The sequence below is a fragment of the Sphingomonas ginsenosidivorax genome, from assembly GCF_007995065.1.
GTDB classification, from domain to species: Bacteria; Pseudomonadota; Alphaproteobacteria; order Sphingomonadales; family Sphingomonadaceae; genus Sphingomonas; species Sphingomonas ginsenosidivorax.
Map to the genome: position 1 here is coordinate 1 of NZ_VOQR01000001.1, position 13724 is coordinate 13724.

Sequence of the window (13724 nt, forward strand, 5' to 3'; positions counted from 1 at the left end):
GGGACGGCCTATAGCCAGACGCTGACCCGCGGGGCGGCGCGACGCCTATGCCTTCGCCGCAACGGGCCTGCCGACGGGCCTGGCGCTGGCGGCCGACGGGACGCTGTCGGGCACGCCGACCCAGGCCGGCAGCTTCTCCGTGGACGTGACGGCGCAGGACAGTTCGACCGGCGTCGGGCCGTTTTCGGGTACGCGAAACTATACGCTGAGCGTCGCCGCCCCACGACCCCCGACCACTCGTCGTGGCGGCCCGTGACGCTGCCCGCCGCGACGGTCGGCGTCGCGTACGGCGAGACGGTCCACGGCAAGCGGGGGCAGCGGCCCATATTCCTTCGCCATCACGTCGGGCGACCTGCCAGGCTGGCCCTGTCCGGCGCCGGCGCGCTCTCGGGCACGCCGACTGCCGGCGGCAGCTTTGGCATCACGATCACCGCAACCGACGCCGGCGGCTTCACGGGCGTACGCGACTATACGCTGACGGTTGCGGCACCGACCGTGACGCTGACACCTGAGACCCTTCCCGCGGCCAGGCGGGGACCGCGTACGGCGCGACGATCACCGCGACCGGCGGCACGGCGCCCTACACCTATGCGGTGATCGGGCGCGCTGCCGTCCGGATTGACGCTGTCGGCAAGTGGGACGCTGCGGGTACGCCCGAAGCGAGCGGCAGCTTTCAGCTCGGCGTGACCGCGACCCGACAGTTCGGGCGGCAGCGGGCCGTATGCCGGGACGCGCAGCTACACGCTGGCGATCGCCGCACCGGCCTTGACGCTCGCACCTGCGACGCTGGGCAACGCGACTGTCGGGGTGGCCTACAATGCCGGGGATTACGGCGAGCGGCGGCACCCGCGCCCTATGCCTATGCGGTGACCGCGGGTGCACTGCCCGCCGGGGTGACGCTTGCCGCGGACGGCACGCTGTCGGGAACCACGACCGCGGGCGGCACATACGCCTTCACCGTGACCGCGACCCGACGCGACCGCGGTCGGGAGCGGCGGGCCGTACAGCGGTATCCCGCGTCTATACGCTGGTCGTGGCGGCACCGACTGTCGTGCTGGCACCGGCCAGACTGCCCGCGGGGCAGGCGGGGGTGGCATACAGCCAGACGTTCCTCGCCATCGGGGGCACCGCACCCTACACATTCGCGGTCACCGCGGGTGCAACTCCCGTCCGGGTGAGCCTGTCGGCGAGCGGCACGCTTGCGGGGACCCCCAGCGCGGGCGGCAGCTTCCCCCTTCCAGCGTGACCGCGACCGACAGTTCGGGCGGCAGCGGGCCCTATGCAGGGACGCGCAGCTACACGCTGGGGATCGGCGGACCGACGCTGGCGCTGACGCCAACGTCGCTGGCGAGCGCGACCGTCGGGGTAACCTACAGTGCGAGTATCGCCGCGAGCGGCGGCACCGCGCCCTACGCCTATGCGGTGACCGCGGGCGCGCTGCCCGCCGGGCTGGTGCTCGCCGCCGACGGGACGCTGTCCGGCACGCCGACCGCGGGTGGCAGCTTCGGCGTCACAATCACCGCGACCGACGCCGGCGGCTTCGCGGGCGCGGGGGCTATACGCTGGTCGTTGCAGCACCGGCCGTTTCGCTGGAGCCGGCAAGCCTGCCGGCGGGGCAGACGGGCACCGCGTACAGTCAGGTGCTTCTCGCGACCGGCAGCACGGCGTCCTATAGCTACGCGGTCAGCGCGGGCACGCTGCCGGCCGGGTTGAGCCTGTCGGCAAGCGGCACGCTCGCAGGGACGCCGAGTGCGAACGGGAGCTTCGCATTCAGCGTGACTGCGACCGACAGTTCGAGCGGCAGCGGGCCGTATGCCGGGACGCGTAGCTACACGCTGACCATCGGTGCGCCGACGCTGACGCTGGTGCCTGCGACGCTCGCGAACGCGACCGCGGGGGTGGCCTATAGCGCCAGCCTCACCGCGAGCGGCGGTACCGCGCCCTACGCCTACACGGTTACCGCGGGCGCGCTGCCCGCCGGGCTGGCACTCGCCGCCGACGGGACGCTCATGGGGACCGCGACCGCGGCCGCGGCCGGCACGTACGGCTTCACCGTCACCGCGACCGACGCAACCGCGGCGGGCAGCGGCGGACCCTATAGCGCCTCGCGCGCCTATACGCTGGTCGTGGCGGCTCCGACAGTAATCCTGGCACCCGCGAGCCTGCCGGCGGGACGGGTGGGAACCGCATACAGCCAGACCCTCATAGCGGTCGGCGGCGCTGCGCCCAATGCCTTTGCGGTCACCGCGGGCGCGCTACCGTCCGGGGTGAGCCTGTCGGCGAGCGGCACACTGGCGGGTACGCCGAGCGCGAGCGGCAGCTTCACGTTCACCGTGACCGCGACCGACAGTTCGAGTGGTAACGGACCCTATGCCGGAACGCGCAGCTACACGCTGGCGATCGGCGCAGCCACGACCACGCTGACGCCCGCCCCTGCGACGCTGACGGGCGCGACCGTCGGGGCAACCTACGTCGCGAGTATCGCCGCGAGCGGCGGCACCGCACCCTACGCCTATGCGGTGACCGCTGGCGCACTGCCTGCCTGGCTGGCGCTCGCCGCCGACGGGACGCTGTCGGGGACGCCGCTCGCAGGCGGCAGCTTCACCTTCGGCGTCACCGTGACCGACAGTTCGGGCGGCAGCGGACCCTATGCCGCCACGCAGGACTATACCGTCCGGGTCAAGGCGGCGGTGCAGCCGATTGCCGTGGATACCACCCTGACCGCCAAATACGGGGCGGGGCCGACGCCGGTTCCGCTGCAGCTGAGCGGGCCTCCCGCCGTCGGGGTCGCGGTCTCGAGTCCGCCCGCGCACGGCGCTGCCGTCGCCGGCGGGATGTCGATGACCTACGCGCCCGCGCCCGGCTATGCCGGGACCGATCGCTTCACCTACACCGCGTCCAACGGGGGCGGTACGTCTGCGCCCGCTACGGTGACGGTCACGGTGACGCCGCCGGCGGTACCGACCGCGGCGGACCAATCGGTCACCACCGCCTACGGCACCGCGACCGGCATCGATCTCTCGGGAGCGATCGCAGGCGTACACACCGGTATCGCCATCGCCAGCGGGCCGTTGCATGGCACCGCGAGCGTCAGTGGCGAGGTGGTGCGCTACGCTCCCACGGCCGGCTATTACGGTGCGGACAGCTTCACCTATACTGCCACCGGCCCCGGGGGCGTGTCGGCGGCGGCAACGGTGACGATCACGGTCGGCGTGCAGGCGATCGCGATCGCGCCCGACTCGCTGGCGGCGGGACAACAGGGCATGGCCTATTCCGCGACCATGTCCGCCAGCGGCGGCGCTGCGCCGTATCGCTACGCGAGCACGGGCGGGGCGTTGCCGGCAGGGCTGGCGCTGTCCGCCACGGGCGAACTGGCCGGAACGCCGACGCAGAGCGGCAGCTTCGCGATCGCGATCACCGCGACCGACAGCTCGACCGGTGCCGCGCCTGCGTCGGCCGTGCGCACCTACACGCTGGTGATCGCCGCGCCGCCGGCCCCGATCGCCGCCGGGACGTCGGTCACCGTCACGAGCCCCGCCGGCGGCACGCGGTCCGTCGATGTCACCCTGTCCGGCCTGGTCAGCGGCGTGTGGACGAGTATCGATCTCGCCACGCCGCCACTCCGCGGCACGGTGACGCTGGCGACGACGCCGGCGGGTGGCGCGGGCGGGCAACCGATCGTGGTGGCCACCTATACCCCGCCGATCGGCTATCGCGGCCATGACGGCTTCACTTTCGTCGCCTTCGGACCGGGAGGGCGTTCCGCTCCGGCCACCATCGCGATCACGGTGCTCGGATCGCCGCCGGTCGCACCGACGTTGACGGCAGGCACCGGGCAGAACGTGCCGGTGACGGTCGACCTCACGACACAGGCGCGGGGCGCGCCCTATACCGGAGCGGCAATCGTCTCGGTGAACCCGTCCGGCGCGGCGACGGCGGCGCTGATCGAAGGCGGCGTAGTCGACGCCCGCACCTATCAGATGCGGATCACGCCCGAGCCGCGCTATAGCGGTACGATCGTCGTCACCTATACCCTCAGCAACGCGGTCGGGACGTCCGCGGCGGCGACCGCCACGGTCACGGTCACGGCGCGTGCGGATCCCGCTGCCGACCCGCTGGTGCGCGGGCTGGTCGGGGCGCAGGCCGAAGCGACGCGCAGCTTCGCGGCCACGCAGCTCGGCAATTTCGCCCGCCGCAACGAGGCGCTGCACGGCGGCGGCGCGAGCAGTACCGCGCGGCCGTTCGGGGTATGCTTCACCAACGGGTTTGGCCTGTACGGCGGCTATGGCGGTTATCCGCCCAGCGGCATCGACCGCGAGACGGCGCTCAAGATGGAGCACGCAACCGAAGTCGCCGGTGCGGAGGCCGCGTATGGCGCGTATGGCCGCCCACCCACCGGCTTGGCCGGGTTCGGATCGGACGGGTACGGCGGGCTCGATGATAGGGTCGGAATCGGTAACCGAGATGGAACCGGCAGCGGACGCTCCGGGCGCGGCGCCGCAACGCCGTCGCGTACCGAGGCGACGGCGCCGGGCGTCCTGGGCGCGCAGGGCGGTTACCCGCGCGGGTCTTCGGCAGCCGCTGCGGCCGGAGGTGGTGACCGCAGGATCGGATCAATCGCGATCTGGAGCGGCGGGGCGATCACGGTCGGGTCGCGCGACGCGACCACGCGACGCGTCCACCTCGACGTCACGAGCGGCGGACTGAGTGCGGGAAGCGACATCAAGCTAGCCGACACGCTGACGGTCGGGATAGGCGGCGGCTATGGCAGCCAGCGGACCCGGATCGGCAAGGGCGATGCGCGGCTCGACGGCGATACCTGGGTCGGCGCGCTGTATGGCAGTCTGGCGCCGTTGCCGGGGACGTTCGTCGACGGCGTGATCGGCTATGGAGGCGTCGATTTCGACAGCCGGCGGCTCGCGGCGAATGGCGGGATCGGCGTCGGGCACCGCGACGGCACGATGCGGTTCGGTTCGCTGGCTGGAGGGCTCGATCGGCAGGGGCCTGGCGGCATGGTCTCGGCCTATGGCCGCGTCGAATATCTAGCCGCGACGCTCGACGCGTATCGCGAGACGGGGGCGGGCCTGTACGACCTCGCTTATGGCCGCCGCACGCTGGATTCGCTGTCGAGCGTCCTCGGTGGGCGCGGCGCGATGTACCGGCCGATCGACTTGGGGGTCGTCAGCCCCCGGCTCCGCTTCGAATGGCGCCACGATTACCGCGGGCAGGGCGGACAATGGCTCGATTACGCAGATCTTGGTGGACTGGCGCGCGTCGTCGAGGGCGACCGCTGGCCGCGCGACGAATTCAACCTCGAGCTCGGTATCGGTCTGCAAACCGAAACCGACTGGACGTTCGGCGTCGATCTCGGGGGACTGTTGGCCAATGGCAGCCGGGTCGGGACGTTGCGGGGGACGATCGGCAGGAAATTCTAGCGTGCGCCAGTACCATCATCTGGGCGCGATTGCATTTAGTGCAACTGTAATGAGGCGCATTGCACTTGCGAGCTAGCGTGCTGCGATGCACAAGGAGCGTGCCTTTCAGGCATCCTCTCCTAAAAACTTTGGCTGGTCTCACGACCGGCCTTTTTTTTTGATTCGATTTGGCGCATGCTGGCCGTGCCGTCGCTAGCCGTAACAAGAAAAGAAACGTGCAGGAGTGGTGCCGCCGGGAAAACCGGCACCGGCCGGACGACCGCGCGGGGGATGAGCGAGACGCTCTCCCCCGCACTGCCCAACCAGCGGCTCTCCTTTTGATCGAAGCGCCTAGTCCCGGTGGACGCCGCGCCTCCGATGACGGCGTTACACGCCCGGGCCGCCATCGCCTTCACTCATCCGCATCCTGGTGACCTGCCCGGTCAGCCGGCCAGTACGGCGCAGGCTTCTCCGATCGCTGCATGGACGCGGTCCAGGTCGGAAGGGGTGATGCTGTAGGGGGGCATGACGTAAACGGTGTTGCCCAGCGGGCGCAACAGCAGGTCTCGGTCGCGGAAGAATGCGAGGAGGCGGGGGCCGAGTTCGGAGAGATAGGCCGCGTTGCCGCCGAGCTCCAGCGCGATGATCGTGCCGAACGCGCGGGCGCCGGTGACGCCGGGCAGCGTCGCGAGCGTCGAAAGGCCGGCCGCCTGGCGCGCGGCGAGACCGGCGACGCGTTCGAGCACCGGCTCGTCGCGCCAGATCGCCAGATTGGCGTTCGCCGCCGCGCAGGCGAGCGGGTTGGCGGTGTAGCTCGACGAATGGAAGAACATCCGCGCGCGGTCGGTGCTCCAGTGCGCCTCGAAGATCGGCTCGATCGCCATCGTCACCGCCAGCGGCACGGCGCCCCCGGTCAGCCCCTTGGACAGGCACAGGATGTCGGGCACGACGCCGGCCTGTTCGCAGGCGAGCAGCGTGCCGGTCCGGCCCCACCCGGTCATCACCTCGTCGGCGATGAAGAGTACGCCCGCGGCAGCGCAGATCGCGCGCATCTGCGCCAGGACGTGTGCCGGATAGAACAGCATCCCACCCGCGCCGAGGACCAGCGGCTCGACGATGAACGCCGCCGCACCGTCAGCGCAGGCGCGCTCCAGCGCGTCGAGCGTCGCCTGCTCGTGGCCCGGTGACGGAAACGGCACCGTCGCCACGTCGAACAGCAGCGGCGCATAGGCCTGGTTGTAGACGCCGCGCGCGCCGACCGACATCGCGCCGATCGTGTCGCCGTGATAGCTGTGTTCGAGCACGACGATGCGGTGGCGCGGCTCGCCGCGCGCGGTCCAGTAGCCGAGCGCCATCTTCAGCGCGACCTCGACGCTGGTCGATCCCGAATCGGAGAAGAATACGCGCGTCAACGCCTCGGGCATGATCGCGCGCAACCCCTGCGCCAGGTCCTCGGCAGGCTGGTGCGTCCAGCCGGCGAAGATGATCTGGTCGAGCCGCTCGGCCTGCTCACGCATCGCGGCGACGATGCGCGGGTGGCAATGGCCATGCGTCGTCACCCACCAGGACGAGATCGCATCGACGATCCGCCGCCCGTCGACGGTATGCAGGATCGCGCCCTCGGCATGCGTGACCTGCGGGATCGGCTCGCCCAGCCCGTGCTGCGTGAACGGATGCCAGACCGCGCTCATGCGAAATCGCCCAAGTCGAACGCATCGGCGAACGCCGCGGCGAGCGTGGCGCCGTCGAGCGGGTCGAGCCGCGGCAGCCGCCCCAGCCGCCGCACGCCACCGATGGCGGCGATCGTCGCCTCGCTGTCCTCGACCGCGTCGCCGATGAAGGCGATGCCGAGGATCGGCACGCCGCGCGCGCGCAGCGCCTCGATCGACAACAGGCTGTGGTTGATCGTCCCGAGCCCGGTGCGCGCGACCAGCACGACCGGGCGTCGCCAGCGCGCGAACAGGTCGGCGAAGGCCAGGTCGCGGGTGACGGGCACCAGCACGCCGCCGGCTCCCTCGACCACCAGCGATCCGTCGACCACGGGCAGCGCAAGGCGTTCGGTGTCGATCGCGACTCCGTCGATCTCGGCGGCACGGTGCGGCGAGCACGGGGTCTGCAGCACATAGGCGCTGGGCACGATCCGCGCGACGCCGAGCCGCGCGACGGTATCGAAGTCGCCGCCGCCGTCGAGCCCCGCCTGGATCGGCTTCCAGTAGGAAGCGCCGAGCGCAGCGGCGAGCCCCGCGGCGAAGACGGTCTTGCCGATGTCGGTGTCGGTCCCGGTGACGACGAACGTGCGGGTCATTGCAGGCTCTCCAGCGTATCAGCCAATGCGGTGATGTCGGCGTCGGTGACGTTCAGCGTCAGCGAGATCCGCAGCCGCGAGGTGCCGACCGGCACGGTGGGCGGACGAATGCCGCGGACGTCGAAGCCGGCCGCCTGCAGTGCGCTCGCCAGCCGCATCGTCGCGGCGTCGTCACCGATCACCAGCGGCAGGATCTGCGATCCGCTCGGCGCGACGCCGCACGGCGCCAGCTTACGTTCGGCGAACGCGACCAGCTGTCGGAGCCGGTCGCGTCGCGCGGGCTCGTCGGCGACGATCCGGAGCGATTCGCGCACCGCACTCGCCATCAGCGGCGACGGGGCGGTGGAAAAGATGAAGCCGCGCCCACGATTGACCAGGAAATCGCGCATCGTCGGCGGACCGCACAGCAGCGCGCCCTCGCAACCGAGCGCCTTGCCGGCGGTGTGGAGCGTGATGATCGAGGCCCGGTCCGCGAGTTCCGCGGTCAGGCCGCGGCCGTCGGGGCCAAGCACGCCGGTCGCATGCGCCTCGTCGATCAGCAGCACGGCGTCGTGGCGCTCGGCGACGACGGCGAGCGCGGCGAGCGGCGCGCGGTCGCCATCCATGCTGTAGAGGCTCTCGACCGCGATCCACGGCGTGCCCGTGCCACCGCGGCGGCGCCAGTCGCGGATCTTATCCTCGGCGGCATCGGCGTCATTGTGCGCGGCGGACACGCAGGTCGCGCGGCCCAGCCGCATGCCTTCGTGCGCGCTGGCATGGATCAGCGCGTCGTGGACGACCAGGTCGCCGGTCTGCGGCAATGTCGCGAACAGGGTCGTGTTGGCGGCGAACCCGCTGGCGAAGACGAGCGCGGCCTCGCTGCCGAAGAACCGGGCGGCCTCGTCCTCCAGCGCTTCGTGCTCGTCGCAATTGCCGCGCAGCAGGCGCGAACCACCCGATCCCACCGGAACGCCGCGCGCGAGCGCATCGGCGACAGCGGCCCGCAGCCGCGGTGACTGCGCCAGTCCGAGATAGTCGTTGGAGGAGAAGTCCACGCCCGTCCGGGGGCGCAGCGAACGCAGCCGGTCGCGCGCCCGAAGCGCGGCAAGATCGGTACGGTGCGGGTCGAGCGTCGCCATTCCGGTCCCCTAACCGCATCCGCGCGCCATGCCGACCCGTATCTGTCCTGCGTGTCTTGCGGCGGGCAAAGATCAGTTAACTTCGTCGGGGTAGCATCGCGATCATGGAACTCTCTGTCAGGTCGATTGGCCGGACGGCGGTTGTCGTCGCCGTCTACTTCGCCAGCGCGATGGCTGCCGTCATGACGACTCGCTTCGGCGGCGGCGTCGCCTGTGTTTGGATCGCGACCGCGGTGCTGGGTGCGGCGCTGGTCACCAGCCCGCGCCGCGACTGGGTGATGCTCTGCGTCGGCTGTGGCCTTGCCGGCGTGGTCGCCACCGCGTCGTTCGGGCTCGGCTTGCGGGCGGCGCTGCCGCTCGGGCTGCTCAACGTGGTCGAGGCAGTGACGGGCGCGGTGCTGTTGCGCTGGCTCGAGCGGCGGCATCAGGCCGGCGATCCGGTCGGCCGGCTGGCGATCCTGGTTTTCGCGACCGCGGTGGTGGCGCCCGTCATCGGCGCGACGGTGGGCGCCGCGGTCGCCGCCTGGGTCGGCAGCGGTGGTTATTGGATCAATTGGGTCCGCTGGTACGCCGGCCATTCGCTGGGCACGCTGACCTTCATGCCGGTGTTCGCGATGTTCCTGTCGGGCAACGTCCGACGCACGGTCTCCAGGGCGTCGCGCCGGCAGATCGCCGAGAGCGCGGCGTTGTTGATGCTGGTCGTCCTGACGACGCTCGCGGTCTTCCTGCAGAAGACGCTGCCCCTGCTGTTCGTGCCGATCCTGCCCGTGATCCTGGCGACCTTCCGGCTGGGCCGCCTGGGGGCGGCGCTGTCGATCGTGTGCGTGGCGGGGATCGGTGGCGTGCTGACGCTGAAGGGCTTCGGGCCGGTCAACCTGGTCGGCGGCGACATCGTGTCGCGGGTGCACCTGTTTCAGTTCTACCTCGCCGCGACGGTGATGACCGCATTGCCCGTCGCGGCCGACCTGGCGCGGCGCGACCGGCTGTACGCGCGGTTGCGCGACAGCGAGGCGCGCTACCGGCTGCTGACCGACAATTCGACCGACATCGTGATGAGCCTGCACGTCGATGGGACGGTCCGCTATGCGTCGCCGTCGATCACGCAGCTCGGCGGCTATGCGCCCGACGATGTCATCGGGCGCAACGCGATCGACCTCGTGCTCGAATCGGACCGGCTTGCCGTCTCGGCCGCGCACCGGGCGGCGGTGGCGACGCCGGGCGTGACGCAGATCGTCGAATTCCGCGCGCGGATGGCGGATGGGTCGCTGCGCTGGTTCGAGGCGCATTCGCGCGGCGTCGCCGACGAGAGCGGTGCGGCGATCGGGATCGTCAACGCGGCGCGCGACGTCTCGCATCGCAAGCAGCTGGAGGCCGAACTGACCAGCGCGGCCCTGACCGATCCGCTGACCGGGCTCGCCAACCGGCGCCGGTTCGACCTGCGGCTCGCCGAGATCCACCGCGCCGAACAGGGCGGATGCCTCGCGATCTTCGATATCGATCACTTCAAGGCGGTCAACGACCGGCATGGCCACCAGGCCGGCGACGACGTGCTGCGGACCTTCGCGACGATCGCGCGGGGGTGCGTGCGCGACGGCGATCTCATCGCGCGGCTCGGCGGCGAGGAGTTCGGCATCGTCCTGCCCGGCGCGAGCGTCGACCAGGCGCGCCTGGTCTGCGAACGGTTGCGCGCGACGATCGCGGACACCGCGTTCGCACTGGGCGAGAAGCGCACGCGGATCACGGTCAGCGCCGGCATCGCCTCGTTGGTCGGCGATTCGGATGCGGTGCTGAAGGCGGCCGACGCAGCGTTGTACCAGGCGAAGCGGGCAGGGCGGAACCGGTTGCGGCTGGCGGCGTAGGGCCCGATCAGAGGATGATCCCCCGGGTCTTTGCCGCTAAGGCGCCGCGATGACCGCGTCCGATCTCCAGTCCCTGCTCATCACCACCTTGCTGCGCGACCATGGCGGCGACCGCCGGCGGTGGCGGCTCGTGCTGGGCGAGGTGAAGGTTTATCCGCTCGCCACGCACCCGCACTGTAACTGGTCGGTGACGCCGTCGGGCGCGTTCGACGATATCGACGCGGTCGAGACGCTGGTCGACCGCGTCCGCGCACAGCATCCGATCGTGAGCCTGTGCTGACCGCACACACCCGTCTTGGCAAACCGGCCGCCACGCGGCAGGGCGACACGCAAAGGAGCGACACATGGCAAAGCAGTTCTGGGCCCAGCTGATCGAGCTGGACGAAGAGATCGAGGCCGCGAGCATCTCGGGCGCGACGGACCACGAGGAGGCCGCCGAATCCCTGGTCGCCGATTTCGTCGGCCAGATGGGCGGCGAGATCACCAAGGGTGCGGTCCGCGTCTGGGTCGATGGCGGCGCGGAGAAGGTCTATGACTGGCAGGCCGACTTCACGATTCCCGAGGACGCGGGCGACGACGAGGACGAGATCGAGGTCGAAGGTGAGATCGAGCTGCGGGAACGTATCTGACGAATCGGCAGCTCTGACGAACGGTCGTTAGCGCTCGCCCGGGCGCACACGGGTTGACGCCCGTCGGGAATACGGGATCAAGATCGCGCGCTTCGCCGACGTCCGTGCGAAGCCTTACCGGGTAGTTCAATCGATGCGCTTTCCTCGCCTGTTCGGCCTGCCTTCCAACGATATGGCGATCGATCTCGGCACCGTGAACACCGTGGTCTATCTGCGCGGGCAGGGGATCGTGCTGAACGAGCCGTCGGTGGTGGCGATCGAGACCCGCGACGGTGTCGAGCACGTGCGGGCGGTCGGCGCCGAGGCCAAGCTGATGATGGGCAAGACGCCCGAGGGCATCAAGACGATCCGGCCGATGCGCGACGGCGTGATCGCCGACCTCGACGTCGCCGAACAGATGATCAAGGTGTTCATCGACAAGGCGCATGGCGGCCCCAGCCGGCTGCCGCGCCACCCAGAGATCGCGATCTGCATCCCGTCGGGCGCGACTCCGGTCGAGCGTCGCGCGATCCGCCAGGCCGCGACGAGCGCCGGGGCCAAGAAGGTGTATCTGATCGAGGAGCCGATGGCGGCGGCGATCGGCGCGGGCCTGCCCGTGACCGAGCCGGTCGGCGCGATGGTGGTCGATATCGGCGGCGGCACTACCGAGGTCGCGGTGCTGTCGCTGCGCGGGCTCGCCTACAGCAATTCGGCGCGGGTCGGCGGCGACAAGATGGACGATGCGATCGCATCGGCGATCCGCCGCAAATACAATCTGATGATCGGCGAGGCGACCGCCGAGCGGATCAAGCTCGAGATCGGCACCGCGATGATGCCCGAGGACGGGCTGGGCAAGGTAATGCGCGTCAAGGGCCGCGACCTGCGCGCCGGCGTGCCGACCGAGATCGAGGTGAGCCAGGCCGACATCGCCGCCTCGCTCGCCGACCTGGTCGGGCAGATCGTCGAGACCGTGCTCAACGCGCTCGAGATGACCGAACCCGAACTGGCTGCCGACATCGTCGACCAGGGCATCGTCATGACGGGCGGCGGCGCGCTGCTGGCGCGGATCGACGAGGTGCTGTCGGTGGCGACCGGCCTGCCCGTGATCGTCGCGGAGAATGCGCTGACCTGCGTCGCGATCGGCGCGGGCCGGGCGATGGAGGAACCGATCTACCAAGGCGTGATGGCGGAGATCTGAGCGGTCGTTCGCGGTACGATTCAATCTAACATAGGTTAAATCTCGGCGATATACGCGTCCGATCGGCTTCCAGCCTTTTCGCACATCGAGACGTGTATGCAGACTTTTCCCAAGCCGAACAGCCTCGTCGTGGCGCGCGACCATCTCGTCCGCGCACTCGACATTCTCGACGACAGTACGGAACTGGTCATCGCAGCGCGGGTCGCGGACGTGATCGAGTTGCTGAACGCGGTGCTCCCCGCCGCCGGGGTCTAGCCCCTAGCCGACGAATGCGCGCTCGATCACGAAATCGCCCGGATTGGCGTTCGAACCTTCGGTAAAGCCGGTCGCCTCGAGCAGTTCGGCAAAGTCGCGGATCATCGCGTTGCTGCCGCACAGCATCACGCGGTCGGTCGCGGGGTCGAGCTTGGCGGGGCCTTTCAGCGGCGCGGCGAACACCGTGCCGTCGTCGATTAGCGCGCCGATCCGCTTGTGGTTGCGGAACTGTTCCTGCGTGACGGTCGGCACGTAGACGAACTGTGCCTTGGCCTCGTCGGCGATCAGCGGATCCTCGGCCAGCTGCGACTCGAGTTCTTCGTAATAAGCCAAGTCGCTGACGCGGCGGACGCTGTGGACCAGCACGATCTGGTCGAACCGCGCATAGACGTCGGGATCGCGCAGCAGGCTGAGGAACGGGGCAAGCCCGGTGCCGGTCGCGAGCAGGAACAGCCGGCTGCCCGGCAGCAGCGCGTCGCACACGAGCGTGCCGGTCGGCTTTTTGCCCAGATAGACCTGGTCGCCGGTCTGGATCTGCTGCAGCCGCGAGGTCAGCGGGCCGTCGGCGACCTTGATCGACAGGAATTCGAGTTCGTCGGCATAGGCCGGGCTCGCGATCGAATAGGCGCGCATCAGCGGCTTGGTGTCGCCCGGCAGCCCGATCATCACGAACTCGCCCGAACGGAACCGCACCGATGCCGGCCGCTCGATCGCGAAGCTGAACAGATGTTCGTTCCAGTGCCGCACCCAGGTCACGGCCGCCGACATGAAGGCGACGTTGTCGGGGATCAGCACGGGCGGGCGAGTCGTCACGGTCATGAACGCAGATTCCGGATTGGGGATGGCCGGCGGCATGCCGACAGGATTGCGGGGCGCTATATCGTCGGCACCGCGCGGGCGCACGACAAAATAATGCGGGGGAGCAATGGTTCCGCTTTGCCGCTCGGTGATAGGGTCGGCGCATCAC

The 13724-nt window shown here is 70.2% G+C and carries 13 protein-coding genes and 2 pseudogenes; 11 read left to right on the forward strand and 4 right to left on the reverse strand.

The window, feature by feature from the left end:
* Nucleotides 1-49: 49 nt before the first annotated feature.
* The 6 genes and pseudogenes from FSB78_RS19730 to FSB78_RS00025 all read left to right on the forward strand — a co-directional run.
* Nucleotides 50-256: pseudogene (locus FSB78_RS19730) on the forward strand (putative Ig domain-containing protein); the annotation flags it as partial.
* Nucleotides 253-597, forward strand: coding sequence for a putative Ig domain-containing protein (locus tag FSB78_RS00010; RefSeq protein ID WP_147078864.1), 345 nt, complete (start codon nucleotides 253-255; stop codon nucleotides 595-597). The pseudogene FSB78_RS19730 and the gene FSB78_RS00010, both read left to right, overlap by 4 nt.
* Before the next feature lie 86 nt (nucleotides 598-683).
* Nucleotides 684-968, forward strand: a pseudogene (locus FSB78_RS19735) (Ig domain-containing protein); the annotation flags it as partial.
* Between the two features lie 65 nt (nucleotides 969-1033).
* Nucleotides 1034-1246 (forward strand): putative Ig domain-containing protein, encoded by a 213-nt coding sequence (locus FSB78_RS19365; RefSeq protein WP_242007878.1) that lies wholly within the window; start codon nucleotides 1034-1036, stop codon nucleotides 1244-1246.
* A complete protein-coding gene (locus tag FSB78_RS00020; RefSeq protein WP_158637929.1) occupies nucleotides 1243-1713 on the forward strand; it encodes an Ig domain-containing protein in 471 nt (156 codons plus the stop codon). Before FSB78_RS19365 ends, FSB78_RS00020 begins: the two co-directional genes overlap by 4 nt.
* Nucleotides 1641-5435: a putative Ig domain-containing protein gene (locus FSB78_RS00025; protein ID WP_158637930.1), complete on the forward strand. Its 3795-nt coding sequence runs from the start codon at nucleotides 1641-1643 to the stop codon at nucleotides 5433-5435. Before FSB78_RS00020 ends, FSB78_RS00025 begins: the two co-directional genes overlap by 73 nt.
* A 422-nt stretch (nucleotides 5436-5857) precedes the next feature.
* Here the strand turns inward: FSB78_RS00025 and FSB78_RS00030 are convergent, their stop codons facing one another.
* The 3 genes from FSB78_RS00030 to FSB78_RS00040 are packed head-to-tail and all read right to left on the reverse strand — an operon-like array spanning nucleotide 5858 to nucleotide 8837.
* Nucleotides 5858-7105, reverse strand: a complete 1248-nt coding sequence (locus FSB78_RS00030; protein ID WP_147078869.1) for an adenosylmethionine--8-amino-7-oxononanoate transaminase — start codon at nucleotides 7103-7105, stop codon at nucleotides 5858-5860.
* A complete protein-coding gene (gene bioD / locus FSB78_RS00035) occupies nucleotides 7102-7719 on the reverse strand; it encodes a dethiobiotin synthase (protein ID WP_147078871.1) in 618 nt (205 codons plus the stop codon). The genes FSB78_RS00030 and bioD overlap by 4 nt, the downstream gene beginning before the upstream one ends.
* Complete coding sequence (locus FSB78_RS00040) at nucleotides 7716-8837, reverse strand: 8-amino-7-oxononanoate synthase (protein WP_147078873.1); 1122 nt, start codon at nucleotides 8835-8837, stop codon at nucleotides 7716-7718. The genes bioD and FSB78_RS00040 overlap by 4 nt, the downstream gene beginning before the upstream one ends.
* Nucleotides 8838-8941: 104 nt before the next feature.
* On the opposite strand from FSB78_RS00040, the gene FSB78_RS00045 reads away from it, so the two are divergent.
* The 5 genes from FSB78_RS00045 to FSB78_RS18985 all read left to right on the forward strand — a co-directional run bounded on the left by FSB78_RS00045 (nucleotide 8942) and on the right by FSB78_RS18985 (nucleotide 12757).
* Nucleotides 8942-10696 carry a sensor domain-containing diguanylate cyclase gene (locus tag FSB78_RS00045; protein ID WP_147078875.1) on the forward strand — a complete coding sequence of 585 codons (1755 nt, stop codon included), beginning with the start codon at nucleotides 8942-8944 and terminating at the stop codon, nucleotides 10694-10696.
* A 49-nt stretch (nucleotides 10697-10745) separates the two neighbouring features.
* Nucleotides 10746-10976, forward strand: coding sequence for a hypothetical protein (locus FSB78_RS00050; RefSeq protein WP_147078878.1), 231 nt, complete (start codon nucleotides 10746-10748; stop codon nucleotides 10974-10976).
* A gap of 64 nt (nucleotides 10977-11040) precedes the next feature.
* Nucleotides 11041-11325: a hypothetical protein gene (locus tag FSB78_RS00055; RefSeq protein ID WP_147078880.1), complete on the forward strand. Its 285-nt coding sequence runs from the start codon at nucleotides 11041-11043 to the stop codon at nucleotides 11323-11325.
* Between the two features lie 133 nt (nucleotides 11326-11458).
* Nucleotides 11459-12502: a rod shape-determining protein gene (locus FSB78_RS00060; protein WP_147078882.1), complete on the forward strand. Its 1044-nt coding sequence runs from the start codon at nucleotides 11459-11461 to the stop codon at nucleotides 12500-12502.
* 96 nt (nucleotides 12503-12598) lie between these two features.
* Nucleotides 12599-12757 (forward strand): hypothetical protein, encoded by a 159-nt coding sequence (locus FSB78_RS18985; protein ID WP_158637931.1) that lies wholly within the window; start codon nucleotides 12599-12601, stop codon nucleotides 12755-12757.
* Between the two features lie 3 nt (nucleotides 12758-12760).
* On the opposite strand, the gene FSB78_RS00065 is transcribed toward FSB78_RS18985, so the two are convergent.
* Nucleotides 12761-13576, reverse strand: a complete 816-nt coding sequence (locus FSB78_RS00065; RefSeq protein WP_147078884.1) for a ferredoxin--NADP reductase — start codon at nucleotides 13574-13576, stop codon at nucleotides 12761-12763.
* Nucleotides 13577-13724: the final 148 nt, after the last annotated feature.

Excerpts from the sequence above, each read along its gene's own strand:
- FSB78_RS00055 (WP_147078880.1), top strand. The coding sequence starts at position 11,041 with ATGGCAAAGCAGTTCTGGGCCCAGCTGATCGAGCTGGACGAAGAGATC.
- FSB78_RS00060 (WP_147078882.1), top strand. The coding sequence starts at position 11,459 with ATGCGCTTTCCTCGCCTGTTCGGCCTGCCTTCCAACGATATGGCGATC.
- FSB78_RS00030 (WP_147078869.1), bottom strand. The coding sequence starts at position 7,105 with ATGAGCGCGGTCTGGCATCCGTTCACGCAGCACGGGCTGGGCGAGCCG.
- FSB78_RS00045 (WP_147078875.1), top strand. The coding sequence starts at position 8,942 with ATGGAACTCTCTGTCAGGTCGATTGGCCGGACGGCGGTTGTCGTCGCC.
- FSB78_RS18985 (WP_158637931.1), top strand. The coding sequence starts at position 12,599 with ATGCAGACTTTTCCCAAGCCGAACAGCCTCGTCGTGGCGCGCGACCAT.
- FSB78_RS00050 (WP_147078878.1), top strand. The coding sequence starts at position 10,746 with ATGACCGCGTCCGATCTCCAGTCCCTGCTCATCACCACCTTGCTGCGC.
- FSB78_RS00040 (WP_147078873.1), bottom strand. The coding sequence starts at position 8,837 with ATGGCGACGCTCGACCCGCACCGTACCGATCTTGCCGCGCTTCGGGCG.
- bioD (WP_147078871.1), bottom strand. The coding sequence starts at position 7,719 with ATGACCCGCACGTTCGTCGTCACCGGGACCGACACCGACATCGGCAAG.
- FSB78_RS00065 (WP_147078884.1), bottom strand. The coding sequence starts at position 13,576 with ATGACCGTGACGACTCGCCCGCCCGTGCTGATCCCCGACAACGTCGCC.